This is a genomic window from Candidatus Methylomicrobium oryzae, from assembly GCF_016745425.1.
In the GTDB taxonomy this organism is placed as follows: domain Bacteria; phylum Pseudomonadota; class Gammaproteobacteria; order Methylococcales; family Methylomonadaceae; genus Methylomicrobium; species Methylomicrobium oryzae.
Map to the genome: position 1 here is coordinate 78,060 of NZ_JAERVK010000010.1, position 26,765 is coordinate 104,824.

Annotated in this window: 18 protein-coding genes; 12 read left to right on the forward strand and 6 right to left on the reverse strand. The window is 57.7% G+C overall.

Going from position 1 to position 26,765, the window contains the following annotated elements:
- Window positions 1-56: 56 nt before the first annotated feature.
- Together JJL52_RS12405 and JJL52_RS12410 are read right to left on the reverse strand one after the other, a co-directional pair.
- Window positions 57-2,741 carry an MMPL family transporter gene (locus JJL52_RS12405; protein ID WP_202052737.1) on the reverse strand — a complete coding sequence of 895 codons (2,685 nt, stop codon included), beginning with the start codon at window positions 2,739-2,741 and terminating at the stop codon, window positions 57-59.
- Window positions 2,742-2,770: 29 nt separating this feature from the next.
- The gene (locus tag JJL52_RS12410) at window positions 2,771-3,769 is read right to left on the reverse strand and encodes an FAD:protein FMN transferase (protein ID WP_236994233.1); all 999 of its coding nucleotides are present in this window, start codon (window positions 3,767-3,769) and stop codon (window positions 2,771-2,773) included.
- A gap of 438 nt (window positions 3,770-4,207) precedes the next feature.
- On the opposite strand from JJL52_RS12410, the gene JJL52_RS12415 reads away from it, so the two are divergent.
- The 3 genes from JJL52_RS12415 to tatA all read left to right on the forward strand — a co-directional run bounded on the left by JJL52_RS12415 (window position 4,208) and on the right by tatA (window position 6,949).
- A complete protein-coding gene (locus JJL52_RS12415) occupies window positions 4,208-5,545 on the forward strand; it encodes a hemolysin family protein (protein ID WP_202052739.1) in 1,338 nt (445 codons plus the stop codon).
- Window positions 5,546-5,558: 13 nt separating this feature from the next.
- Window positions 5,559-6,623, forward strand: a complete 1,065-nt coding sequence (locus JJL52_RS12420; RefSeq protein ID WP_202052740.1) for an AI-2E family transporter — start codon at window positions 5,559-5,561, stop codon at window positions 6,621-6,623.
- A gap of 116 nt (window positions 6,624-6,739) precedes the next feature.
- Window positions 6,740-6,949 (forward strand): twin-arginine translocase TatA/TatE family subunit, encoded by a 210-nt coding sequence (gene tatA, locus JJL52_RS12425; protein WP_202052741.1) that lies wholly within the window; start codon window positions 6,740-6,742, stop codon window positions 6,947-6,949.
- Between the two features lie 464 nt (window positions 6,950-7,413).
- Here tatA and nhaD (JJL52_RS12430) read toward each other — a convergent pair whose 3' ends face one another.
- Window positions 7,414-9,081, reverse strand: coding sequence for a sodium:proton antiporter NhaD (nhaD, locus tag JJL52_RS12430; RefSeq protein ID WP_202052742.1), 1,668 nt, complete (start codon window positions 9,079-9,081; stop codon window positions 7,414-7,416).
- A 151-nt stretch (window positions 9,082-9,232) separates the two neighbouring features.
- Complete coding sequence (locus JJL52_RS12435; RefSeq protein ID WP_202052743.1) at window positions 9,233-10,414, reverse strand: cation:proton antiporter; 1,182 nt, start codon at window positions 10,412-10,414, stop codon at window positions 9,233-9,235.
- A 64-nt stretch (window positions 10,415-10,478) separates the two neighbouring features.
- Between JJL52_RS12435 and JJL52_RS12440 the strand changes: the two genes are divergently transcribed.
- The 9 genes from JJL52_RS12440 (at window position 10,479) to JJL52_RS12480 (ending at window position 22,151) form a co-directional block, all read left to right on the forward strand.
- Window positions 10,479-10,838 (forward strand): hypothetical protein, encoded by a 360-nt coding sequence (locus tag JJL52_RS12440; RefSeq protein WP_202052744.1) that lies wholly within the window; start codon window positions 10,479-10,481, stop codon window positions 10,836-10,838.
- Between the two features lie 104 nt (window positions 10,839-10,942).
- Window positions 10,943-13,087: an HAD family hydrolase gene (locus JJL52_RS12445; protein WP_202052745.1), complete on the forward strand. Its 2,145-nt coding sequence runs from the start codon at window positions 10,943-10,945 to the stop codon at window positions 13,085-13,087.
- Window positions 13,088-13,104: 17 nt separating this feature from the next.
- The gene (locus JJL52_RS12450) at window positions 13,105-13,959 is read left to right on the forward strand and encodes an HAD-IIB family hydrolase (protein ID WP_202052746.1); all 855 of its coding nucleotides are present in this window, start codon (window positions 13,105-13,107) and stop codon (window positions 13,957-13,959) included.
- A complete protein-coding gene (locus tag JJL52_RS12455; RefSeq protein ID WP_202052747.1) occupies window positions 13,949-14,836 on the forward strand; it encodes a carbohydrate kinase family protein in 888 nt (295 codons plus the stop codon). Before JJL52_RS12450 ends, JJL52_RS12455 begins: the two co-directional genes overlap by 11 nt.
- Window positions 14,837-14,840: 4 nt before the next feature.
- Window positions 14,841-16,796, forward strand: a complete 1,956-nt coding sequence (locus JJL52_RS12460) for an alpha-amylase family glycosyl hydrolase (RefSeq protein ID WP_202052748.1) — start codon at window positions 14,841-14,843, stop codon at window positions 16,794-16,796.
- Window positions 16,797-17,150: 354 nt separating this feature from the next.
- A complete protein-coding gene (gene nhaD, locus JJL52_RS12465) occupies window positions 17,151-18,599 on the forward strand; it encodes a sodium:proton antiporter NhaD (RefSeq protein ID WP_202052749.1) in 1,449 nt (482 codons plus the stop codon).
- A 31-nt stretch (window positions 18,600-18,630) separates the two neighbouring features.
- Window positions 18,631-20,190: a DUF4118 domain-containing protein gene (locus JJL52_RS12470; RefSeq protein WP_336885069.1), complete on the forward strand. Its 1,560-nt coding sequence runs from the start codon at window positions 18,631-18,633 to the stop codon at window positions 20,188-20,190.
- Window positions 20,190-20,909, forward strand: a complete 720-nt coding sequence (locus JJL52_RS12475) for a response regulator (protein WP_202052750.1) — start codon at window positions 20,190-20,192, stop codon at window positions 20,907-20,909. The genes JJL52_RS12470 and JJL52_RS12475 overlap by 1 nt, the downstream gene beginning before the upstream one ends.
- A 51-nt stretch (window positions 20,910-20,960) precedes the next feature.
- Window positions 20,961-22,151 carry a porin gene (locus JJL52_RS12480; RefSeq protein ID WP_202052751.1) on the forward strand — a complete coding sequence of 397 codons (1,191 nt, stop codon included), beginning with the start codon at window positions 20,961-20,963 and terminating at the stop codon, window positions 22,149-22,151.
- A 120-nt stretch (window positions 22,152-22,271) separates the two neighbouring features.
- Here the strand turns inward: JJL52_RS12480 and JJL52_RS12485 are convergent, their stop codons facing one another.
- Together JJL52_RS12485 and uvrA are read right to left on the reverse strand one after the other, a co-directional pair.
- Complete coding sequence (locus tag JJL52_RS12485; RefSeq protein WP_202052752.1) at window positions 22,272-23,681, reverse strand: amino acid permease; 1,410 nt, start codon at window positions 23,679-23,681, stop codon at window positions 22,272-22,274.
- A 103-nt stretch (window positions 23,682-23,784) separates the two neighbouring features.
- On the reverse strand, window positions 23,785-26,601 hold the full coding sequence (gene uvrA / locus JJL52_RS12490; RefSeq protein ID WP_202052753.1) for an excinuclease ABC subunit UvrA: 2,817 nt from the start codon (window positions 26,599-26,601) through the stop codon (window positions 23,785-23,787).
- Window positions 26,602-26,765: the final 164 nt, after the last annotated feature.

The window sequence follows — 26,765 nt, forward strand, 5'->3', positions numbered from 1 at the left end:
GGCGGCTTGCGGCGTAGGATCGTAAAAGGCGGCGCAAACGGAACGATGCCTCTCGCCTAGGCCGTTTCCGGCAGTTTGACCGCGGGATGGGGCATTCTGCGTCTGAATACCAGTTTGCTTAGCGCCGGCAGAATCACGAACGTGCAGGTCATGATCCAGAATATCCCGATCGTGATCACCAGGCCCATGCTCGCGATGCCCTGATGCGGAGAGAACGCCAGGCCTGCGAAACTCGATGCGGTGGTCAGCGCGCCGTAGAACATCGCCCGCGCGGTGCTCGACTGGTAGATGTTCTGTTCTTCCGACAGCGAGTGATGCAGTTTTTCGACCATGTGGATGCCGTTGTCGACGCCGAGGCCCAGGAGCAGCGGCAGCGCGATGATATTCGCGAAATTGATCGGGGTGCCGGTCAGCACCGTGCTGGCCATCGTAAACAGTCCGGCCAGAATCAGCGGCGTCATCACCAGCAGCGTATCGATCACGTTGCGGCGGATCGCCATCAGGAGCAAGGCGATCGTGATCAGCGCGATGATGATCGCTTCCTGGAAGGCGTTGATCACTTCCTTCATCGATTCCCAGTACATGATCGGCAGATCGGTCGTTTCCGGCGCGACTGCCTGCACGTCGGTGATGAATTTCGCCATGTTGTCGAGATTGTTCAGATCGTATTTCGGAATGATCTGAATCCGGTACAGTCCGCTCTTGCTGAGCCATCTTTCCCTGATGTCCGGCGGCACGTCGGCGAGCGTGACTTCGCTCGCGTTCAGGCTCGCGTAGAGTTCGTTCATCACTTTCGGCAGCGTGCCGAGCAGGGTGATCTGCACCTGTTCGATAAACTGATCGCGGCTGGTGATCTGTCTGGCATCCAGTTCGATCAAAATGTCGCGCAACTCCTTCCTCAAGGTGGCCAGCGATTCGATTTCCTTGGCGTTCGTTTTTTGAGGCAATATCGTATCGATGGCCTGAATCAGCTTTCTGATGCCGTTTTCCGGCGCCGGATCGGGCTGCAGTTCGGGGAAACGCTGCGGCTGTGCGCCCAGCATCAAGGCGATTTCCTCGATGATCGCCAGTTTGTCTTCCTGGTTCTCCGGCACGAAATCGAACAGGCTGATCGATTTATCGACCGTATCGATTTTCGCGAGCTGCTGCTGCAGCGCCTTGGCTTTTTCCGCATCGGGCGCGAGGATGGTCAAGGTCATTGGCGAAGTGTCCTTGTCCTTCATCAGATTTTTGAACGCGACCACCGATTCGGTCTTGGGATCGCGCAGGTTCAGCGGATTGAAATCGGTTTCGACCCGAAAGACCAGAACGATCGACAATAAGGTCAGCAACCCGGTTACGATCGCAATCGGTTTGGCATAATGCAGGGTCAGATTGGCCAGCCTCTCGCCCAGCCTGGCCAGTGCCGGATGCGTATTCATTGAGTCGGCGGGAACTGAAACCGGTACGAATTTGAGCAGCAGCGGCAAAACGGTCAGCGTGATCAACAGGCAGATGAACAGGCTGGTGCCGGCCAGGAGGCCCAGTTCGGACACGCCTTTATAATCGGTCGGAATGAAGGCATACAGCCCGATCGCGGTGGTGCCGGCGCACAACAGCAGCGAAGGACTGGTGCTGAGCAGGGTGCTGCGGATCGCGCGGACTTTGTCGATGTGGTGGGTCAGGTTGTCCCGGTAGCGCAGGCAGAAATGGATCGCATATTCGACGCCGAGGCCAATGTTCGAAACCGCGAACGCGACCGAAATCAGGTTCAGTTCTTTGACCGAAAGCGCGGCAAAACCGCCGCAAAACACCATGCCCAGCGCCAGGGTGAAAAGGGTCGCCAACGTCAGGGTCAGTGAGCGGTAGGCGGTCAACAAAATAGCGAAGACCAGCACCACCGAAAAAATGCTGGCGTTGAAGGTGCCGGTGCTCATACCCAGCAGCTCGTCATCCTCCAGGCCGACTTCGCCGGTCACCCAGACTTTGACTTTTGGCAGGTTCGGCTCTTGAATCGACTCGGCCGCCTTCCGGATCGCTTCGATCGCGTTTTCGGCGGGCCGTATCGACGTGTAGTCGAATTTGGGCAGCACATTGATGAAACCTTTGTTCGCGCTTGCCTTGGTGATTTTCTGTTCGGCGATCAGGTTTTCCCAGGACAACAGGCTATCCTCGCCGTTGATGCGTTTATGCAGGGAAACATTGATTTTGTCGATCAGCGAGGTCAGATCGATCGGGACGGACTGGTCCTTGTTCGCGGAGGTCAGCGCCTCTTCGAGAATCGAGAAAAAACCGGTCAGGTTCGGCTCTTTCGAGATGCGGCCGATAAAAGGCTGGGCTTGCGACAGGCTGTCCGACAAGGTTTGCAGGTCGTCTTCGTCGAGATAGAGCAGGCCGTTGCGATGAAAATATTCGTTATCGTTCGGCACGTATACCGAATCGAAATTGGTTTTGTCCGCGCCCAGCAAACGGCCCAGGCGCTTGGTCGCCGACTTGGTCAGTTCGGGCACGTCCGATTCGACGACCAGCAACAGCGTATGCATATCCTGGGAGAAGTTTTGTTCGAACTTGCGGCGGTTTTGCTGGAACGGCGCATCGGGCGCGATCAATTCGGCGGTATCGGTATTGATGCTCAAATTGTTGGCGGTGTATTGCACGACCAGGCTGACCAGCAGGCAGATGATCAGAAAAGTTTTGAACGGGTTGCCGAGGATGCGGTTGCCGACGGAGGCGATGATTTTTTGTACGACGTTTGAAGACATTAAGCGAGTGTCCTTGCTCCGGGCGCTTATTATTGATTGGAGATAAGATTTAACGCAGCGAACGAATCCGATTGCGATTCAACCAATTGATCGTTTTGCAGCCGTATGAACAGGGCGGCGAGATGTTCGGCATTGGCGGTTTTGAGTCCCTGCTCCTGGCCGAGACACAAGAGGGCCGTAGACCAGGCGTCGGCAACGGCCGGATCGGGATGGGCGACAGTCACCGAAACCAGGTCGTGCGTGACGGGCCGGCCGGTGCGCGCGTCCAGAATGTGGCTGTAGCGCCGGCCGTCGGCGTCGAAATAGTGCCGGTAAGTGCCCGAGGTCATGATCGCGAGCGGCGACTCTTTCGGCATCGCCAGAATCTTGTGCAGCTTGTGCTCGCCGGGTAGGGGTTTTTCGAGGGCGATGCGCCAGGCCGTCTGATCGGGCTTTTGCCCGCGGGTTTTCAGTTCGCCGCCGATTTCGACCATATAGTCGCGAATGCCGTGTTTTTCGAGCACGCGGCTCAGGCTTTCCACGCTGTAGCCCTGCGCAATGGAGGATAGGTCCGTCTGCAGTGCCGGCTGTTTCTTGCTCAGATGGGTGTCGTCGACGACGGCCAGTTTTTCCATGCCGGTTTGTGTTAACGTATCGGCGATCGCTTTGTCATCCGGAACGGCCGGTGTTTCGCCGTTGAAACCCCACAGCGTGAATAACGGTTTGACTGTCAGGTCGTAGCAGCCTTGCGACGCTTTATGGACCGTTTCTGCGGTTTTCACCAATTGCACGATTTCGGGGCCGACTTCCTGGCTGTCCGTCGTGGCATTGCGATTGAACGACTCGATCACCGAATCGGGACGGTAATTCGAAAGGAGCTTATCGATTGCGGCGAATTCGGCGTCGACCGCTTTTTTGACCGCCTGGGTATCGGCCGGGGCGGCGGACCAGTAACTGATATGGTAGCTGGTGCCTTGCGCGAAGCCTTTCAACTGCTGCACGGACGGCGGTTGAGTGCAGCCGGCAGCCGCGATGAACAGAAGGGCCATGATTGTGCCGGGCCAACCCAACGGCAAACGCCGACGGCGCGGCTCGCGTCGGGAAGCACTGAATCGAACGGGAAATGAAGGCGCTGCAAAATCTATCGGGGCGTAATCGCGGCGTGCTGCTGGTCTGATCATTCGGCAGATATTAATACGAAATAGGGTTGGATGCGAGCTTTGGACGGACGCAAAACGAGGGCCGGTTTATCGCAGAAGCCCGGGGCGAGTCGATTTCATTCGAGTCCTCGCATTTGGCCGTAGGGTTTATTATAATCCGAACGGTCTTAGGGATTTTTAAAAAATTGGCGCTCGGGGCAGGTGCAATGCCCGTCGAACGATTGTCTACAGAGTCGTATGATGGCGGGAAGCCATGCCCATCCTTTCTAGCCTCTGCGGCCTTCGGAAGGTCATTCCGAAAAACTCGAAAATGAGTTTTTATCTTTTATGAATAATCTGTTTTTGATTGCGATCGCCGTTGTTCTCGTTGCCCTGAACGGTTTTTTCGTGGCTGCAGAGTTCGGGCTGGTCAGGCTGCGCCCGACGCGTATCCGCGCGATTGCGAAAACCCAAGGTTGGCGCGGGCGCATGCTTGCGAAAGTTCATGCGCATCTGGATGCGTATCTGTCTGCCTGCCAACTCGGCATTACGCTCGCCTCGCTCGGGCTTGGCTGGATCGGCGAGCCGGCATTCGCCGATTTGATTTTGCCGGCATTGAGCCTGATGGGTCTGCATTCGCCGGAGGTGGTACACAGCATCGCTTTCCTGATCGCCTTTTCGGTCATTTCCTTCCTGCATATCGTTGCCGGAGAGCTGGCGCCCAAATCGCTTGCGATCCGCAGCCCGGAAAAGGCCGGTCTGATCAGCGCCGCCCCGCTCTACGGATTTTACATAGTGATGTACCCGGTAATCCGGCTGCTGAACTGCAGCGCGAATCTGACCTTGCGGCTTTTCGGGATCAAACTGCAGGAGGGCCACGATCCCCATTACACCGCCGAAGAGCTTAAGCTGATTCTGCGCGGCAACCGCAAAAGCGGCACGTTTACCCAGGAAGAATGGAGAGTGCTCGCGAATACACTCGACTTCAGCGAATTGCAGGTTTCCGATCTGATGCGTCCTCTGCATGAAATGGCGGCGCTCCATGCGAAGAAGAGTTTGAACGAAAATTTGCGGTCCGTATGTCAAAAGCGTTTTAGCCGTTATCCTTATTTCGACCGGAACGGTATCGATGTGCTGGGGATGATTCATTTGAAGGATTTATTTTTCGCGCAGCAGCAAGGCAAGCCGATCGACGATCTTCGCCCGTTCCTGCGACCTGTCCATTATGTTTCCGCGCATACGCCGGCGCTTGAACTGTTCCGCCATTTTCGCGCCGGCGCCGCGCACTTCGCGATTGTTGGCCGGAAAAACCGGATGCCGCAGGGTTTCATTACGCTGGACAATTTATTGAGCGCGATGGTCGGCGAGATTCGCGACGAATTCCGTCCGGCCGTCGCCGAATGGACCCGGCTCGATGACGGTACGATCGTGGCGAAAGGCAGTCTGGCGATCTTTTCCCTGGAACGGATTCTGGGTATCGATATCGAAAACGAAGAACTCGAACTCGAAAACGAGGTATCGGTCGCCGGTTTGATTCTGGCCAAACTCGGCGACATTCCGGTCGAAGGGCAGCAGATCGAGTTCAGCCAGTTCGATGTCGTGATCGACAAGATGCAGAACTCGCGAATCGAGCAAATCCGTATTTTCCCGACTGCCCCGGAAAGCCTTGGACTTCCTCCGGGATGAGGCCCGTCGTCCGATGATAAATGAATTGCTGCCCGACAAGCCGACCCGCTTTCTGATACCCGGAATTTTACTGGTTGGCCTGTTGTGGTTGAGTTACCTGGTGCTGCGCGAGTTTTTGCAGACGATCGCCTGGGCTTTGATCGTCGCCTATGTGATGTGGCCGGCCTACCTCAGGCTCCGGCGCAGACTGGGGCGTCGGAACACATTGAGCGCCGTGGTGATGTCCTGCTGCATCTCCGCAGCGATCCTGCTGGTGCTGTACGGGCTGGTCGACGTGCTGCAGGAAGAGCTCAGGACCATGTACCAGACGGTCGCGAACAATCTGCAGAACCCGTCTTACCGGCTGCCCGCGTTCCTGGCCGAGATTCCCTGGATCGGTCCTCATATGCAGGAACAGTTGGATCAATTCATCGGCGACCGCGCCGGAATGGCCAGGCAGATTTCCGAATGGGTGCAACAGTGGCTCGGCGACGCGGCAAAATTTATCGGCGGAGTCGGCCAATATGTGCTGAAGCTTTCGGTGATGCTGGTCATGCTGTTTTTTTGCTTCCGCGACGGCGAGAGCGCTGTGGAGCAGCTGCAGCAGGGGCTGGTCCGTTTCCTGGGCAAATACCAGCACTTGTATCTCAGGGCCGCCGGTTATACGACCCGCGCAGTGGTCTATGGCCTGGTGCTGGCTGCCTTGGCGCAAGGCATCGTGGCGGGTCTCGGCTACGCCTTTGCCGGGGTCAGGGCGCCGGTCATGTTCGGCGCAGTCACCGCACTGCTGGCGCTGGTGCCGATGGGGGCGACGCTGGTCTGGGCGCCGTTGGGATTGGGTTTGATCGCCACCGAGCATCTTTGGCAGGGGGTCGGGCTGATCATGTGGGGCGTGCTGGTCGTCAGTACGGTCGATAATGTGATCCGCCCCCTGGTGATCAGCGGCGCCAGCCGCGTACCCTTCCTAATCGTGATGTTCGGGGTGCTGGGCGGCTTGTCCGCATTCGGCCCGATCGGGCTGTTTTTAGGGCCGGTGATTCTGGCGGTGCTGCTGGCGGTCTGGCAGGCCTGGATCCAGCAACAGCGGTTGGAAGAATAGCGCAGCGCGGTTTACGCGCATTACAGTAAAGTACGGTCCACATTCCGAATGTTGCCGTATTTTCAGGAAATCCGCCGGCTCGTCGGCGATTTTTAACTTCACTTAAGGCGATAAAAATGGGAATCAGCGTTACCAAATTATTAATCGTACTGGGCATTGCGGTGGTCTTATTCGGCACCAAGCGCCTCAGAAACGCCGGGGCCGACATCGGCGCGGCCATACGAAATTTTCGTTCGGCGGTTAAGGACGGCGAAAGCGATACGCACGAAAGCGAGCAGGATTCGTCTGTCGAAGGCGAAGCGGCCGACCGTAAAAAAGAAGACTGAAATACGGATTAAGAGTTAAAGGCTGTTATGCTGTGAAAGCAGCCTAATAAAATCCCCCCTGCCCCCCTTTTTCAAAGGGGGGAAAGCGGCAGCATTGTCAAACGTTATTCGTTGTCGATGCGGTCAATACTCCTGCCCTCCTTTGAAAAAGGAGGGGAAGCGGCATTGTCAAAAGGGGCGAGGGCAGGAGTGGCTTCAACAATGGCGACAACGACGTCCCCCTTTGAAAAAGGAATGCCGTTTTCTCCCCCTTTGAAAAAGGGGGGCGGGGGGGATTTGCTCTGCAAATAGTTGATGGGGCAACGCTGGCGCAGCGCTTAATTCGCATTGAAGCCTTCTCTCCCAAAGGCCGCCCTGGCTGCGTTGATAGTTGGTTCCGCTGAGGTTGATCGCACGGCAAAAACAGCCTTCCCCGGCAAATCAGCCGCGGCGCCGGACCGTTCAATCCGGTGCCGCGGGGACGGTTACTCTATGAAATAACGCCCGTTGATCAGGAAATGGGCGCCGATACTGGCGAAAAAACCCAAAACGATCGCCGGCGTCCACTTTAAATGGCTGGTGAACGTGTATAGGCCTTTGGTTTGCCCCATCAGCCCGACGCCGGCGGCCGAGCCGACCGCCAGCATGCTGCCGCCGACCCCGGCAGTCAAGGTGACCAGCAGCCATTGCCCCTGCGAAATATCCGGTGACATGGTCAATACCGCGAGCATGATCGTGCCGTTGTCGACGAACGCGGAAGCGAGGCCGACCAGAATGTTTGCGATGGTCGGGTCCATGCCGGTGTACAGGTACTGCGAAGTCAGTTCCAGATAGCCGATAAAGCTGAGTCCGCCGACCGCGACCATGACGCCGTAGAAAAACAGCAGGGTATCCCATTCGAGATTGGCGACCTTGGTAAATACGTCGAAAGGTTCGTTCAGTTGCTCTTCCCGGTCATGTTCCCATTTTTCCATCCGGTTCATGATCTTCATCGGGCCGAAATAGTCGATATAGCCGTCCTTGACCACGGTCAGATCTTTGATGGCCAGATCCATTTCGACCTGCTTCTCGGATTCGTAGCGGGCGGAGTCCAGCGCCGTATGGAGGAATCCCGGCGGAAATTTCTGCAGGTAATAGCTGAAGAACTTCAGATAAGTCAGACCCATCATCATGCCGGCAGTCGGCGGCAGGTGCAGGAAGTTTTCGAAGCAGGCCGAAGTAATGATCGTCAGGATGAACAGGACGATGATCACGATGCCGCCGCGCTTCATCGGTTGCGACTCTTCGATCGGAACGGGGCAGGCCTTTGGAATCCAGAAATACATCAACGTGGCCGGTACGATGAAATTGACCAGCGCCGGGATCAGCAACGAAAAGAAATCCCCAAAGGGCACGACGCCTTTCTGCCAGACCAGCAGCGTCGTGATGTCCCCGAAAGGGCTGAACGAGCCGCCGGCATTCGTCGCCACGACCACATTAACGCAGGACAGCGAGACGAAACGCTGGTTGTTTTTGCCGAGTGCCAGAATCACCGATCCCATCAGAAGAGCCGTGGTGAGGTTATTGCAGGCCGAAGAGATGAAAAATGAAAGAAAGCCGGTAATCCAGAACAATTGCCGGTAGTTGAAGCCTTTATTCAGCAGCCAGACCCGGAGGCGCTCGAATACGCCGCGGTCTTCCATCGCATTCAAGTAACTCATCGACACCAGAATGAACAAAAACAGTTCGGCGTACGCTTCCAGGGTGGTGCGGAAAGCTGTGCCGGCCTGTGCGGTCATATCGCCGTGCGCATAGATGCCGGCGATGATCACCCAGATCAAGCTGGCCGCAAACACCATCGGTTTCGATTTGCGCAGGTCGGTGACCTCTTCGAGCATCGCAAGGACGTAAGCGATCGCAAACAGCAATACGATCAAATAACCGCTCCAATGATGAGTCAGGTTCAATGACGGGTCGGCGCCGGTTTCGCCAGCCTGGTCGACTGCAAACGAGAGGGCGGGCAGGAGCAGTCCGAGTGCGGTGAGGAGTGCTTTGCAAAGCGGCGAAAGGCGCGTTGCGGCTTTGGTTCTGCGGTTCCGGCAGCAGCGGTTGAGTAAGTTAGAATGAGAGAGAAGCGCGAAAGAAAACAAGCAGAACACAATGTAAGAATCCATAACCCGGTAAGTATAATCGACAGAAATACTGGGTTTATTATATAAAATTTTACGATTTGTGCGTCATGTGATTGACCTTGTCCGCCAAGGCTTCCCGTTCCCCGTGCGGGGTTGAAGCGGAAGCTGCGCCATCCGTTGCATATCGGGCTTTTTATGTTCGCCAAGGCAAGCTGAATTTGCCGCGCAATTTCACGGCCAGGACGGGAAACAGCAAAATCGATACCATGCCGGCGCTGACCAGGATCGCCGCCCTGTCCGGCCGCATCAGGCCCGAGGAAACGCCGATTTCGCTGATGATCACGATCAGCGGGAGTCCTGTGGCCGAATAAAACGCGAAAGGCAGCTGCTCATCGGGAGTCAGTTCCTTCTTGTAAAGCACGAGCGGAACGCCGCGCACCAGGACCAGCAAGCCGGACAGCAACGCCACTTGCACCGGAGCCAACGGCGCGGACCACAAGGCACTGACATCGAAATTCATGCCGGCCACGATAAAGAAGATGGGGATTAAAAAGCCGTAGCCGATGGCATCCAGTTTTTGCAGCAGCAGTTCCCCCTGTTTCCCTTTAACGACGAGCCCTGCCACCATGCCGGCCGCAAAAGCGCCCATCACGATATTCAAGCCGAATTCGGCGGCGAGCGCGACGAACAGAATCTGCAGCAGGATGCAAATCCGCACGGGAAGCTGGCCGCTGCTTTGCATGGTGCGCTTCATCATTTCGATCAACCGCGTCGAACGCGCGTTCAGTGCGAGATTCGCCGCGATAAAAGCGATAATGATGAACGTCACCATGAACAGCCCGTGCAGGAAAGTGTCGTGCGCGGGAATCAGCAGCAGCGAAATGATCATCAACGGGCCGAATTCGCCGGCTGCGGCGGCGGCTACCATATAAGTTCCGAAGTCGGAATCCAGTTCCCCCCGGTCGCGCAGGATCGGTGCCAGGACGCCTAAGGCGGTGGTGGACAACGCGACGGCGGCGAGTAACGGCGGCGCTTGAATCAACCCGATCATACTGAAAACAGACATGCAGGCCATGGCCGCGAGCAGCGAAAGAAACCAGCCGCCGATCGCCAATGCCGCAGGCCTGCCGCGGATCTTGTCGAAGTCGATTTCGAGTCCTACCATGAACAGGAGAAAAGTCAGGCCCAGTTCGGCCAGTGTGCCTACCATACCCTCAGGTGCGGCAAGATGCAGCATATGGGGGCCGATGATGATCCCCAAAATGATTTCAAGAACCACGACAGGCAAGCGGAAGCCGGTGGGCAGTTCGGCCAGGAGCGGCGCGAGCATCGCGACGAAGGCAATCAGCAGAAGTTCGGATGGATAGGCTTCCATGGCAGCACTCCGGAAGAGGTCAATGACGAGCGATGGGACCGAAGTTTAAAGGAGAAAGCAATAGATGACCAAGTATTTTTCGATATTTTTTCGCGTGCGGATTCGCCGGAAATGCCCGGCCTCCGCACTTTCAGACGCCATGACAACCGTAATTCAAGCCGTTTGCAAGAGGGCGCAAGTTTGGCCTGCTTTCCGTTATCGTGCTACCATCCCGACTGGCAGAGATCACTGTTACAACGATCACCAGCTTAAAAAAATACTTTTTTATCAATATATTGAGTTTAATGGAGAGGCTTTCGGTACGGGAGCCGCTTTCGCGTTTTCCCATTTATCCGTTTGCGCTAACGGATTTTACACCTTCGAAGACTTATTGCTGCGGGCGGCCTACCGGGAACTGCCGCAGCCGGACAAATTCCCCGGATAAGCCCAACAGCCTCCGGACGCAGGCAGTTTGCAGTCTAGAAGCCGCCGAGCGGGCGGCGCCTTACTGGCCACCGTTTTGTTAACGGGATCGACAGTAGAAAAACGATGAGCAAAAATAAAAAAATCGAACCGCTGTATCTCGTGTTGATCAGCGTCCACGGCTTGATCCGCAGTCGCGATCTGGAGCTGGGGCGCGATGCGGATACCGGCGGCCAAATCAAATATGTCGTCGAGCTGGCGCAAGCCCTGGCGAAACAGCCGGAAGTCGGGCGCGTCGATTTGGTGACCCGGCGAATCATCGACAGCGAGGTCGCGCACGATTATGCGGAGGCGATCGAGCCCTTGGCGGACAATGCCCGGATCGTCCGCATCGCGGCGGGCCCCGAAGGTTATATCCGAAAAGAAGACCTCTGGGATCATCTGGACTGTTTTGCCGACAATCTGCTCGGCTGGCTCCACAAGCAGCCTCGCCTGCCGGACGTATTGCACAGCCATTATGCGGATGCAGGCTATGTGGGCGTCCGGCTGGCGCATTTGACGGGCCTGCCGCTCGTTCATACCGGCCATTCCCTGGGACGGGACAAGCGCCGCCGCCTCCTTGCCTTGGGGGTTTCGATGGCGGAAATCGAGCAGCGTTATCATATTTCCCGCCGCATCGGCGCCGAAGAAGACGCCTTGACCAACGCCGGCCTGGTCATTACCAGCACGCAAAACGAAATCGCGGAACAGTACGAGCTTTACGATTGCTATACGCCGGAAAAAATGGTGATCATACCGCCCGGCATCGACCTCGAACAATTCCATCCGCCGGCAGCCGCCGGCGAAGAAATCGCGTTTAGCAAAATCCTGGAAAAGTTTTTGCACGCGCCGGAGAAGCCGATGATCTTGGCGCTGTCCCGGCCGGACGAACGGAAGAATATCGTCGGACTGCTGGAGGCCTACGGCGAGTCGCCGCGTCTGCAGGAAGCGGCCAATCTCGTGATCATTGCCGGCAACCGCGAGGATATCCGGGAGATGAGCGAAGGCGCGCAAGCGGTGCTGACCGAACTGCTGCTGGTCATGGACCGTTATGACCTGTACGGCCGTGTGGCGCTGCCGAAACATCACCATGCCGACGAGGTCGCCGGCATCTACCGGCTCGCTGCCGCTTCGAAAGGGGTCTTCATCAATCCGGCCCTGACCGAGCCTTTCGGGCTGACGCTATTGGAAGCGGCCGCGAGCGGGCTGCCGCTGGTCGCCACCGAAAACGGCGGTCCGGTCGACATCATCGGCAATTGCCGCAACGGCTTGCTGGTCGATCCTTTGGATAAGTCGGCGATTGCCGAAGCCTTGTTGACGATCCTCAAGCAGCCGAAAATCTGGAAGGAATTTTCCGCCAACGGCCTGCGGAACACACGCAAGCGCTATTCCTGGAATACGCATGTCCAGACTTATTTGCGGCGCATCCAGCCCCTGACGGAAGGGCGGGGCAGGCTGCCGAAAACGCCGCCGGTCGTGACGGCCGGCCGTTTCCGGACGCGCGCCATTTTTTCCGCGCTCGACCGGACCCTGCTGGGCGATACGGAAGCTTTGGAACAATTCATCCCGTTCGTCCGGGACAAACGCAAAAAATTCCTGTTCGGCATCGCCACCTGGCGGCGTCTGGATTCGGCGCTGGCGGTACTGAAAAAATACCGGATCCCGACGCCGGATATTCTGATTACCAGTCTCGGCACCGAAATCTACTACGCACCGCAACTGATTGCCGACATCGCCTGGACGCATCATATCGACCATTTATGGACGCCCCAGGCCCTGCGCCGGATCATCGGCGAGCTCCCCGGCATTCCCGGCCTGACGCCGGCCAAAGCCGAGCAAAGCCGCTTCAAGCTGTCTTACCATTACGACAGCGCCGCCGCACCGCCGATGGACGACATTCTGATGGTGCTGCGGCAGCATGAAGTGTCGGTCAATCCCACGCTCTCCTTCGGCAAGTTTTTCGACCTGGTGCCCGCAAGGGCCTCCAAAGGCAATGCGTTACGCTATATCGCCCGGCAATGGCAAATTCCTCTCGAACGGATTTTGGTGATGGGCGGTTCCGCGGCCGACGAAGACATGTTGCGCGGGAATACCCTCGGCGTCGTGGCCGCCAATCATAATCGCGAGGAGTTATCGGCGCTCGGCGACTTGGAGCATGTCTATTTTGCCGAGCGCCCCTATGCTTTGGGGCTGCTCGAAGCGATCGAACATTATGACTTTTTCAGCCATTAGCAGAGGGCCTTTAGCCGATGCTTAAACGTCTACTGATCTGCACCGACCTGGACCGGACATTGCTGCCGAACGGCCGCCAGCCGGAATCGCCCGGCGCCCGTGAGCGTTTCGCGCGCCTGGCGGCGCGCCCCGAAGTGACCTTGGCCTACGTCAGCGGCAGGCATCGGGCATTGGTCGAAGTAGCGATCCGGGACTATGCGCTGCCGATGCCCGACTGGGTCATCGGCGACGTCGGCACGACGATTTACCGCGTTCAGCGGGGAATATGGCGGCACTGGCCCGAATGGGAACGGGATATCGGTACCGACTGGCGCGGCTTGGAAGCGAAGGATTTGCGGCCTTTATTCGCCGATTTGCCGGATTTGCGCCTGCAGGAAGAAGCCAAGCAAAACCGTTATAAACTCAGCTATTACCTGCCGCCGCATATAGACGCGGAGGCGCTGCGGCAGGAAATGGAGCGGCGCTTGTGCGCAAGGAACCTCACGGCCGGCCTGATCCACAGCGTCGACGAAGAAGCGGGCACCGGTCTCCTGGACGTGCTGCCCGCGCGGGCGACCAAACGGCATGCGGTCGAATTTTTAATGCGGCATCAGGCTTTCGCCGTGGCCGATACGGTTTATGCCGGCGACAGCGGCAACGACCTGCCGGTGATCGTCAGTCCGATCCGCTCCGTCCTGGTCGCCAACGCCGCCGACGACGTGGTCGAGAAGGCCGAAAGGCTGGCGGCGAAGCTGGGATCGCTGAACGCATTTTATCGGGCCCGGGGCGGATTCCTGGGCATGAACGGCAATTACAGCGCGGGGATCCTGGAGGGCGTTGCTCATTATCACCCTGGCGCCGTACTTTGGATGAAGGAAAACGATGAACGATAACCCACCTATCCACGTTTTCGGCGAAGTGCTTTTCGACCATTTTCCCGACGGCAACCGAGTCCTCGGCGGCGCGCCGTTCAACGTAGCCTGGCATCTGCAGGCGTTCGGGCAATCGCCCCGCTTCATCAGCCGCATCGGCGGCGATGCGCCGGGACGCGAAATCGCATCCTTGATGGAGGCTTGGGGCATGAGCCGCGCCGGCCTGCAGATCGACCGCGACCATCCCACCGGCAGCGTCCGGGTGCTGATCAGGGACGGCGAACCGCATTACGAAATCGTCGCCGACTGCGCCTACGACTTTATCGCCGCCGAATCGCTCGAAGATAAAGACGCCGAAGGTATTCTTTATCACGGTTCGCTGGCCGTCCGGAATCCGGCTGCGCGGGCGGCACTGGAGGCCTTGAAGACTCGGCATCGGGGCAAGGTCTTCGTCGACGTCAATTTGCGGCCGCCCTGGTGGGACAAGGCTACCCTGCGGGCATTGCTCGACGGCGCGGATTGGGTCAAACTCAACGAGGCCGAGCTGGCAGAACTGAGCCCCGAAAGCGGGGGAGGGTTGGAAGCGGCCATGGTGGAGTTTTACGAGCTGTTCGACCTGGAGACGCTGGTGGTAACCCGCGGAGAAAAAGGCGCGGTCGCTTGGGACAGGCGGGAGCATTTCGTGGCCGTACAGCCTTCGGCCGGCGCCGCCGTAGTGGATACGGTGGGCGCGGGCGACGCGTTCGCGGCCGTGCTGGTGCTGGGGCTGAACCGGCAATGGCCTTTGGACCTCACTCTGGAGCGGGCGCAAGCCTTTGCCGGCGCGCTGGTCGGAAGGCGCGGGGCCACGGTTGCCGAGAAAGCGTTTTACCGCGCATTCCTCGACGAATGGAACTAAAACCATGTATGAACAAGTTTCCCATTCCCTCCTGAATGCCATCCTCGACGATTTGAAACCGGAAATCAGGCGCCAGGACCTGCGGCATTTTTACACTCGCCTGGGCGCCAATTTTTACGCGATCTATTCGCTGTTTTCCACGCTCTACGGGCACCGCGACGATTTCAAGACGCAAATGCTGCGGCTGGTGGAAACGATGGCCAAGGGCTACATCGATCGTTCCCAGGAACTGGAGCACGTCGATATCGAGCGCGAATCGGACCACAACTGGTTCCTGTCCCAGAAATGGGTCGGCATGGCGTTGTATACCAACGGGTTCGCCGAAAACCTGGACGATTTAGCCGATAAAACGCCTTATTTCCAGGAGTTGGGCATCAACATGGTACACATCATGCCGATCTTGATGTGCCCTCCCGGAAAGAGCGACGGCGGTTATGCGGTCAGCGATTTTCGCCAAATCGACGACCGCATCGGCGATATGAAGGATTTCCGCCGCGTGGCGGAGGAGTTCAGGAAGCGGGACATCCTGATGGTCCTGGACATCGTGCTCAACCATACGTCCGACGAGCACGAATGGGCTAAAAAAGCGGTCGGCGGAGAGCGCCGGTACCAGGATTATTATTTCGTTTTCGATACTCGGGAAATTCCCGACATGTTCGAACAGACCCTGCCGGAAATTTTTCCCGAAAGCGCGCCGGGCAATTTTACCTGGAACGCGGACATGCAAAAATGGGTGATGACCGTGTTCCACGACTACCAATGGGACTTGAATTACAGCAATCCCGCGGTTTTCATCGAAATGCTCGACATCATCCTGTTTTGGGCCAATCAGGGCGTCGACATCCTGCGGCTGGACGCCGTCGCCTTCCTGTGGAAAAAAATCGGCACCACCTGCCAGAACGAACGCAATGCGCACCTGATTCTGCAGTTGATGAAGGACTGCTGCCAGGTGACCGCGCCCGGCGTATTGTTCATTGCCGAAGCGATCGTCGCGCCGGTCGAGGTGATCAAATATTTCGGCGAAGACGCGATCATCGCCAAGGAATGCGAAATCGCCTACAACGCCACCTTGATGGCACTGCTCTGGGACGCGGTCGCCACCAAGAACGCCAAGCTGCTCTACCAGGGCGTGAAAAGCCTGCCCGCCAAACTGGAACGGGCGACTTGGCTCAACTATGTGCGCTGCCACGACGACATCGGTTTCGGTTTCGACGATAACGACATCCGGGCCGCCGGCTACGAACCTTATGCCCACCGCCGGTTTCTGATCGATTATTTCAGCGGCCAGTTCGATCATTCGCCGGCAAAAGGCCTGGTGTTCATGCGCAACGACCAAACGGGGGACGCGCGCATTTGCGGTTCGCTGGCCTCCCTGGCCGGACTGGAAGCGGCGCTGGAAAGCGGCGACCAGGCGATGGCGGCGTCCGCGATCGACAGAATCGTGCTGCTGCATAGCCTCATTCTGTCTTTCGGCGGCATTCCGCTGCTCTACAACGGCGACGCGCTCGGCGTCGTCAACGACTACAGCTATCGCGACGACCCCAGTAAGAGTTTCGACAACCGGTGGGTCCACCGTCCCAAAATCAACTGGCAGCGCGCCGAGCTACGGAAAAAACAGGGCACGGTCGAGTACGCCATTTTCAACGCGATCAAAAAAATGATCGCCATCCGCAAGGAAACGTCCGCTTTTGCGGATTTCAACAACCGGGAGCTGATGGACGTCGATAACGAACATTTGCTCTGTTTTATCCGCTTCAACCACCAGCGTCCGTCGGAGCGGGTGCTGGTAGTGGCCAATTTCGATGCCCATCCCCAATATCTCGATCTTGAAACGATCAGCGGCAAAGGCATTAACCGCTACTCCCAATTCATCGATTTATACAGCGGCAGAAGTCCGGCCCAGTACGACCGGCGGATCGTGCTGCCGCCTTACCAGTTTTATTGGCTGACCGAACTGTAGCGATCCGTCCGTAATCACCCTTGCGGCAGGCTTATTGCCGTTTGCGTTTCGGTAGATAGCAGGGCGATCGCGCTATGTATAAAAAGCCGTCATTCCGGCACTCCCTGCCGGAATGACGAGTATCAAGCATATAGCGTGATTACCCTGCGATAGATAGGGAAACTCTTGTCTGCGCGTTTAATTAAAAAGAGTGGAGCCAGCTAAGAACGGCTACGGGTCTTGCCAAACTCGGTTTTTTAACGAAGGTCTTTACGCTTTTTTTACGCCCCGAAAAATACAATTTGCTCGTCTTGCGGAACGGCTAAGGAATGGAGCGGTTTCGAAGGCTTTTCTTCAACCACCATCGGAGAGAGCATGTTGCTTTTCATTGCGCGCCTTTCGGGCTTGGCCGCGTTGGCACTTCCCGGGCTTGGATTTGCCCAGTCGACGGCGGAAGCGGCGCCATCCTTCCATCTCGACCTGACCCGTCACTGGGCCGGTTATTTTTCGCTTGTCGTCATGGTGGCCGCCTATATTGCAGCCATGCTTGAAGACGTCACCGAATTGCGCAAATCCAAGCCGATGCTGCTGGCGGCGGCGGTCATCTGGTTCGTCATTTCCGTGGCGTACCAGCAGCACGGCAGCAGCCTGCCGGCGTTGACCGCTTTCAAGAGCAACTTGCTGGCCTATATGGAGCTGCTGCTGTTCATCATGGTGTCGATGACTTATCTGAATTCGATGGAAGATATGGGCATTTTTCACGCCCTGAAAGTTTGGCTGGTCGGCAAAGGCTTAAGCTATCGGCAACTGTTCTGGATGACGGGAGGGCTGGTGTTTCTGCTTTCCTGCGTGGTCAACGGCCTGACCGCGGGCTTGTTGATGGGGGCCGTCGTGGTGGCGGTCGGCAAAAACAATCCCCGCTTCGTCTCGCTTGCCTGTTTGAATATCGTGATCGCGACCAATGCCGGCGGCTCGTTCAGTCCTCTCGGCGGCATCTCGACGCTGTTCGTCTGGCAACACGGCATGCTGGGATTTACCCAGTTTTTCAAGCTGTTCGTCCCGTGCCTGGTGAATTTTCTGCTGCCGGCCGCGGCCATGCATTTCGCCTTGCCGAAAGACAAGCCTCCGGTGGAAAACGCGGAGGTGCATTTGCCGCGCGGCGCCAAGCGGATCATTTTTTTGTTCGGCGTCACGATTGCCCTGGCGGTGGGTTTCGATACGGCGCTGGGTTTGCCGGCCGCGGCCGGCATGATGGCGGGTTTGACGTTATTGCAGTTTTTTTATTATTTTTTGCAAAAATCCTATCGTTTGAGCGGACGGTACGACGTGGAGTTTGCGCTGTTCTTCGGCGTCGACGGAACCGGTTCCCGCAGTGAGGCGGTCCGTTTCGATATTTTCGAGAAGGTCGGCCGGCTGGAATGGGATACCTTATTGTTTTTCTACGGGGCGATGATGGGCATCGGCGGTTTGGGCTTTATCGGTTATCTGGACGCGATCTCGCAGGTGCTTTACGGGCAATTCAGTCCGACGCTGGCGAATATCCTGATCGGTTTGTCGTCGGCTTTCGTCGACAACGGCACGTTGATGTTCGCGGTGTTGACGATGCATCCGGATATCCCCCAGGGCCAATGGCTGCTGTTGACTTTGACGCTGGGCGTCGGCGGCAGCCTGTTGGCGATCGGTTCGGCGCCGGGTATCGGCCTGATGGGGCAAGCGAAAGGTTTGTATACCTTCGGCAGCCATATGAAATGGTGCCCGGTCATCTTGCTGGGTTATTTCGCCAGCATCGGCGTGCATTTCCTGCTCAATGCCGGCTCGTTCTGAACCGGCAGCAAGCCGTCACCCTGGAGCAACGGTGCGGAGCCAACATCATCCGGAACCGGACAACGCGGCCGCTTCCGGCGCCTTAGCCGACAGGCAGCGGATGCGGGGCTATGCCTGGGGCGTGGCCGCTCCGTTTCTCTGCACGCTGGTCGATTGGCCGCTGCGGCATTGGGTGGGGCAGGCCGGCATTTTGATGACCTATCTGCTCGGCGTCTTCCTGGTCGCCAGCCGTTGCGGCCGCGGACCTTCCCTGATCGCTTCGCTGCTCACCGCGCCGTTGTTTGCGTTTTATTTTGCCCGGCCGATTTTTTCGTTCGCGATTCACGATCTGGAAAACATGATCGGCCTGACCGTGATGATCGTGGTGGCCAACGTCACCGGCAGCCTGTTGGAGAAATCCAAACTCCAGGCGGAGCTGGCCAGGCAAAGGGAAATTCGCGCCAGCGCCCTTTACCGCTTGAGTAAGGATCTTGCGGCGGCGCAGGATCACGAAAGCGTGGGCCGGATCGCCGTGGAACATGTCCATGACGAGTTCGGTGCGGCTTCGGTGCTGTTAAACGCGGATGCCGATGACCGCCTGCAATTTCCGTCGAGCCTGCATTTGCCCTTCTCTTTGACCGGCATCGACCTGGCCGAAGCGCAGCGGATGTTCGAGGCGCGAAAATTCAAACAGGAAAATCATACCGCGTATTACCCGCTCAAAGGTTCGCGCGCCTGGCAGGGGATTTTGATTATGCACGCCGCCAAGCCGTTTCCGGCGCAATCCCCGGAGCGGGCCGCCTTCCTCGATACTTTTTGCCATTTGATCGCCCAGGCCCTGGAACGTTTACAGCTTGCCGCGCAAGCCAAAGAAGCAACGCTGCAGGCCGAAACCGAAGCGATGCGCAACGCCCTGTTGAGTTCCATCTCGCACGATTTGCGCACGCCTTTGACGCGCATCATCGGCGCCGCCAATGCTTTGATCGAGAACGATACCGATCTTGAGCCTTCGGAGCGCCGCGATTTTAAATATATCGTACTGGAAGAGGCGCAGCGGATGTCCGAGCTGACGGGCAAATTGCTGGATATGGCCAGGCTCAGCAGCGGCGAAATCGTTCTGCATCCGGACTGGAACGCGCTCGAAGAGATCGTCGGCAGCGCCTTGAACCGGCTGGAGAAGCATTTGCAGGACAGGCCGGTGCGTACGGTGCTGGCGGACAACCTGCCGCTGTTGTGGATCGATGCGGTGCTGATCGAGCAGGTGCTGGTCAATCTGGTCGAAAACGCCATCAAGTACAGCCCGGCGGGCAGCCCGGTCGATATCTGCGCCCAAATTCAGGACGGCCGTTGCCGTTTGGCCGTAGCGGATTACGGTCCGGGCATTGCCAAAGGCCAGGAAACGAAAATATTCGAAAAGTTTTACCGGGGCGCCTGCGAATCCGATCAAAGCGGCGTCGGCCTCGGTTTGGCCTTATGCAAAGCGATTGTCGAGGCGCACGGCGGCCTTATCCGAGCCGGCAACCGGGCCGGAAAGGGCGCCGAATTCGTGATCCTGTTGCCGCTGCGCGACCCGCCTTCGATTGACGAGCCCGAAACCCAGGGGTGCCTCTGATGGCGGCGGCGCATCTGATTTTGATCATCGAGGACGATCTGCAAACCCGGCGGTTCTTGAAATCCAGCCTCAATCACCGGGGATGGCGCACCGTGGAGGCCGACTGCGGCAAAACGGGCCTTGCGATGCTGGCCAGCGAAACTCCCGACCTGGTGATTCTCGACCTGGGCTTGCCGGATATGGACGGCATCGCGGTCACGCGGCGCCTCAGGCAGTTGTCCGATTTGCCCATCCTGATTCTGTCGGCCCGCAGCCAGGAGCAAAACAAAATCATGGCGCTGGATGCCGGCGCGGACGACTACCTGACCAAACCCTTCGGCAGCGGCGAACTTCATGCGCGCCTGCAGGCCCTGCTGCGCCGAGTCTCCCGGAGTTTCAGCGCGATGGAGGTGTTCGAAACCGGCCGCTTGAAGGTGGATCTGGCTCGGCGCAAGGTCTTTTTGTCCGATCACGAAGTGCGCATTACCCCGATCGAATACCGGCTGCTTACGATACTGATAAGGCATGCCGGGGCAGTGGTGACCCACCGCCAATTACTCCAGGAAGTGTGGGGAGCCGAACACATTCACGATCAGCATTATTTGCGTATCTACATGGGCCAGTTACGCCACAAGCTGGAAGCCAATCCGGCGCGGCCGCGCTATTTGCTGACCGAGGTCGGCGTGGGTTACCGGCTTTCGGTCAATGAAGAAGTAAAGCCTCGGGACAGTGTAGAATAACTTCGAAAATGAATGCTTTCAGGGCTCATAGCGGATTTCTTTGGTGTCGCAATGGCTATAAATGCCTTTAGCGCGTCCCTTCTTTCGGCGCTGCTTTTGTTTCAACCGGCCGTTTCCGATGCGATCGAGTTCCGGGATACTCAGGGGCTTTACGAAGCATTGACCCATGAAAATCTCAATGATGTTGATTTCTTGCGTAGCTCCGGCCTTTCGGTGGGCGGTTGGATTGCTGCGGGCGGAAACTATAACCCCGACCATCCCGTGGACCGTTCGAACACACCGGTTTCCTTTAATTACCGTGCGAACGAATTCAACCTGGAACAGCTCAACCTGTTCGTCGAACGGCAAACGGTGACTGGCTCTGATCAATGGGGCCTCGGGGGACGCTTCGATGGGATGTTCGGCCTCGATAGCCCGTTTACCCAGGCGGCCGGCCATTGGGACCAGCATCTGATTGACGACAACGATCTGCGTTTCTACAAGGTGGCGATTCCCCAAGCGTATGCGGAAGTCTACGCGCCGTTCGGGAATGGGGTGACGGCCAAAATCGGGCGTTTCTACACCATCATCGGCTATGAATCGGTCGCTTCGCCGCCCAACTTCTTTTATTCCCATACCTACAGCATGAAATCGTCGCCGTTTACCCATACCGGCGTCTTATTGTCGTATCCGCTGCAAAGCAACCTGACCTTCTATTCGGGCGCCGTGACCGGTGTGGATAATTTCGATCGGCAGTTCGGGGCCTGGAGTTATCTCGGCGGCTTTAACTGGACCGGTGAGGACAACGCCACCTCGTTCAGTTTCTCGGTGCTGAATGGCGATGTCAGCGAGACGCTCGATGACAACCTGACCTATCTCAGTGCGGTGTTCCAATACCCGCTGACCGAACGCCTGCATTATGTACTGCAGCACGATCGCGGTCGGCAGGACAACGTGATGGGCGCGGGCACAGAAACGGCCGAATGGTATTCCATTGTCCAGTACCTGACCTATTCGATTACCGATTCGCTGGGGGCGGGGCTGCGTGCCGAGTGGTTTCGCGATCAACACGGGGTCCGCTATGGTGCCGGCGAGGCAGGGTATTATGCGCTGACCGGCGGGCTGAACTGGAAACCCTTGAACTGGCTGACGGTGCGGCCGGAGATCCGCTATGAGTGGGCGGATGCGGCAAGTCCGGCGTTCAGCGGGGGCACCCAACAGGATCAGTTTCTTGCCGGCGCCGATTTTGTGGTCCAGTTTTGAAGGAGATTCTTAAAATACGGCCTCGATGGAAACCGAAGAATCGGAGGATTTTTACTTGCTCCGTTTCGGTTTTACGGTTCCATCGAGGTATGCGGTTAACTTGAATGAGCGTCGCTTGATTTAGGCAAGCCGTCCAATCTTGCTGTGATACTTGGAGTAACTGAAATAAATGATCAAGCCAAGCACCAGCCAGACGAAAAACCGCAGCCAGGTCAGTGCCGGCAGGAACGCCATCAGGGCGGAGCACGAAATCATGCCCAGCACCGGAAACAGCGGGCTGAAAGGCGTGCGGAAAGGGCGCTTCATATCAGGCTGGGTAATGCGCATCACGATTACCCCGAAACAGACGATCACGAACGCGGCCAATGTGCCGATATTGACGAGTTCGGCCAGGTCGCCGAGCGGCATGAAGCCGGCAATCAAAGCCATGATCACTCCGCAAATCACGATTACTCGAACCGGGGTTTGGGTGGCCGGATTGACGGTGCAGAAAAAAGGCGAGAGCAGGCCGTCGCGGGACATCGCAAAAATGATCCGCGTCAGTCCGTAATACAGAACCAGCATGACGGTAGTCAATCCGGCGATGACACCGGTCGAGATCAGCGCCGATGCCCAATTAACCCCGATTAATTCGAGCGCGTGGGCGACCGGAGAAGAAACGTTCAGATCGGTATAGGGCACGACGCCGGTCAAAAGCCCCGCGACCAGGATATAAACGATCGTGCAGAATGCCAGCGACGAAACGATGCCGAACGGCAGATCGCGTTGCGGGTTCCGGGCTTCTTCGGCTGCGGTCGAGACCGCGTCGAAACCGACATAAGCAAAAAAGACGATCGATGCGCCGGCCAGTACGCCGGTGGTTTTTCCGTCCGGCAGCGTTTCGAACCAGCCGAAAGGCATGAAAGGATGCCAATTGTCGGGGTTGACATTAAACACTGCGACCGAAATAAAGACTACGATCGTGATCAGCTTGACGAAGACCATCGCATTATTGGCCTTTGCGCTCTGCTTGACGCCGATGATCAACAGAATCATCAGGACCAGGATGATCATAAAGGCCGGCAGATTGATCAGGCCGCCCAATTTGGGCGCCTTGGTCAGGGACTCCGGCAACGTAAGGCCGATAGCGGTCAGGGCATTATTGAAATAACCCGCCCAGCCGTTCGCGACGGCGGCCACCGAAATGCCGTATTCCAGCAGCAGATCCCAGCCGATGATCCAGGCGATCAACTCACCGAACGCAGCGTAACTATAGCCGTAGGCGCTGCCGCAGCCGCCGACCGCGGCAGCGAGCTCTGCGTAAGACAGCGCCGCAAACGTGCAGGCAAAACCGGCAATGACAAAAGACAGGACGACCGCGGGACCGGATTGCGTGGCGGCTGCAATGCCGGTCAGCACGAAAATCCCCGTCCCGATGATGGCGCCGATGCCGAGAAAGGAAAGGTCCCACTTGCTCAGGCAGCGTTTCAATCCGTAATCCGATTCTTGTTCGGCCTCGACCCGTTTAGTCCGGAATATTTGCAGCGACATTGTTTTTTCTCCGTTGGCAGGATGAATTAATAAAGTTGATTGTTGATTCCGGAAGTTCATCGAGCCGGGAGTTTGCCGGGCCCTTGCCGGTTATTGTCCGCGATCATTCGAAAAAACGTTGGAGGTAATGGCCTGTGAATGAAGCGGAATTGGCGGCAATGTCCCGCGGGGTGCCTTCGGCGACCAATGTGCCGCCGCCGTCGCCGCCTTCGGGTCCCATGTCGACGATCCAGTCCGCGGTTTTGATTACGTCGAGATTGTGTTCGATCACGATTACCGTGTTGCCGTGATCGCGCAACGTGTGCAGCACCGACAGGAGTTGCTTGATGTCGTGGAAGTGCAGGCCGGTCGTCGGTTCGTCGAGAATGTACAAGGTTTTGCCGGTGTCGCGCTTGGACAGTTCCTTGGCCAGCTTGACCCGTTGGGCCTCGCCGCCGGACAGCGTGGTCGCGTTCTGGCCGAGCGTGATGTAGCTCAGGCCGACTTCGGTCAGGGTCTGCAGCTTGCGCGCGACCGAAGGGATCGCGCTGAAAAATTCGGCAGCGTCTTCGACCGTCATTTCCAGCACTTCATGGATCGTCTTGCCTTTGAAGCGGATTTCCAGGGTTTCGCGGTTGTAGCGCTTGCCGTGGCAAATTTCGCAGTTCACGAAAATGTCGGGCAGGAAGTGCATTTCGACCTTGATCACGCCGTCGCCCTTGCAGGCTTCGCAGCGTCCCCCTTTTACATTGAAGCTGAAGCGGCCGGGCGTGTAGCCGCGCGAGCGGGCTTCCGGCGTGCCGGCGAACAGGTCCCGAATCGGCGTGAACAGGCCGGTGTATGTGGCCGGGTTCGAGCGCGGCGTGCGCCCGATCGGACTCTGGTCGATGTCCACGACCTTGTCGAAATGCTCCAGGCCGTCGATTCCGTCGCAAGGCGCGGGCAGGGCGCCGGCGCGGTTGATCAGCCGTGCAGCGTGACAATATAAGGTATCGTTGATCAGCGTCGATTTGCCGGAGCCGGATACGCCGGTCACACAGGTCAGAAGCCCGATCGGAAACGCGATGTCGACGTTTTTCAGATTGTTGCCGCGGGCGTTGCGGATCACGATTTGCCTGTCCTTGTCGTTCGGCGTGGTTTTCTTCGGCACATGGATGCCGGTCTTGCCGGCCAGGTATTGGCCGGTCAGCGAGGCTTCGCTGGCCAGGATGTCTTCCAGCGTGCCTTGGGCGATGATCTGGCCGCCGTGAATGCCCGCGCCGGGGCCGATGTCGACGATATGCTGCGCCGAACGGATCGCGTCTTCGTCATGTTCGACGACGATCACCGTATTGCCGAGATCGCGCAGCCGGAACAGCGTATTCAACAGGCGTTGATTGTCCCTCTGGTGCAGGCCGATCGAAGGCTCGTCGAGCACGTACATCACCCCGACCAGGCCCGCGCCGATCTGGCTCGCGAGCCGGATCCGCTGGGCTTCGCCGCCGGACAGCGTATCGGCGCTGCGGTCGAGCGTCAAATAGTCGAGGCCGACGTTGACCAGGAATTCCAGGCGTTCCTGAATCTCCTTGATGATCTTGGCCGCGACCTCGCCGCGCTTGCCCGGCAGGTTCAGCGTCTGAAAGAACGCCAGCGCCTTACGGATCGGAAAACGCGTTAGATGGTGGATGGGCAGGTCCTCGACGAAGACATTGCGCGCCGACAGGTTCAGCCGCGCCCCGTCGCAGACGCTGCAGGGCTTCTGCGAGAGGTATTTGGCCAGTTCCTCGCGCACCATCAGCGAATCGGTTTCATGGTAGCGCCGCTCCATAATTGCGATGATCCCTTCGAAACGGTGGCGCTTCTTTTTCGAAAAGCCGAAATCGCCGGCCAATTTGAACTCGATTTCGTCGTTGCCGCTGCCGTACAGGATGACTGCCTGGATCTCTTTCGGCAACTCTGAAAACGGCATTTCCGGGTCGAAGCCGTAATGTTTCGCAAGCCCGAGAATGATCTGGTAGTAGTAGGCGTTACGCCGGTCCCAGCCGCGGATTGCGCCGCCGGCCAGGCTGATGTCGGGGTTGTGTACGACCAGTTCGGGGTCGAAATATTCGCGGACGCCGAGCCCGTCGCAGCTGGTGCAGGCGCCTTTCGGATTATTGAACGAAAAGATGCGCGGTTCGAGTTCGGTCAGGCTGTAGCCGCAATGCGGGCAGGCATAGCGTTCCGAGAACAGCAGTTCGGTTCCGTCGTCGAGGCAGGCCGCAATCGCCATGCCGTCGGCGATGCGCAGGGCGGTCTCGAACGATTCGGCCAGCCTCAGCGCGATGTCTTCGCGAACCTTGAAGCGGTCGACGATCACCTCGATCGTGTGTTTCTTTTTCAGGTCGAGTGCCGGCGCCTCTTCCAGTTCGTACACGGTCCCGTCGATCCGTGCGCGGATGAAGCCTTGCGCGCGGAGGTCTTCGAGCAACTGGCTGTGCTCGCCTTTGCGTTCGCTGATTACCGGCGCGAGCAGCATCCAGCGCTGCTCCGGCGGCTGCGCCAGTACCTGATCGACCATCTGGCTGATCGTCTGCGCTTCGAGCGAAACCTGATGTTCAGGACAGCGCGGCGTACCGGCGCGCGCGTAAAGCAGACGCAGATAATCGTATATTTCGGTGATCGTGCCGACCGTCGAGCGCGGATTGTGCGAGGTCGATTTTTGTTCGATCGAGATCGCCGGCGACAGCCCTTCGATGTGGTCCACGTCCGGCTTTTCCATGATCGCGAGAAACTGCCGGGCATAGGCGGACAATGATTCGACATACCGGCGCTGCCCTTCCGCATAGATCGTATCGAACGCCAGCGACGACTTGCCGGAGCCGGATAGACCGGTAATAACGATCAACTGATCACGGGGCAGGTCGAGGTCGATATTTTTCAGATTATGGGTACGGGCGCCGCGGATGCTAATGGTGTCCATCAAGAAATTCCGTGTGACTGGTCAGCCACATACTATACGATCAAAGAGGGGCCAAATTCAAACCGGGGAACAGCACGGAATTTCAAGGGCAATCGCCCCGATTAAAATCGAGAAATTCTGTGCAATTCCAAATCATGCCCTAACCGTAGAGGTTGAGGCCTATA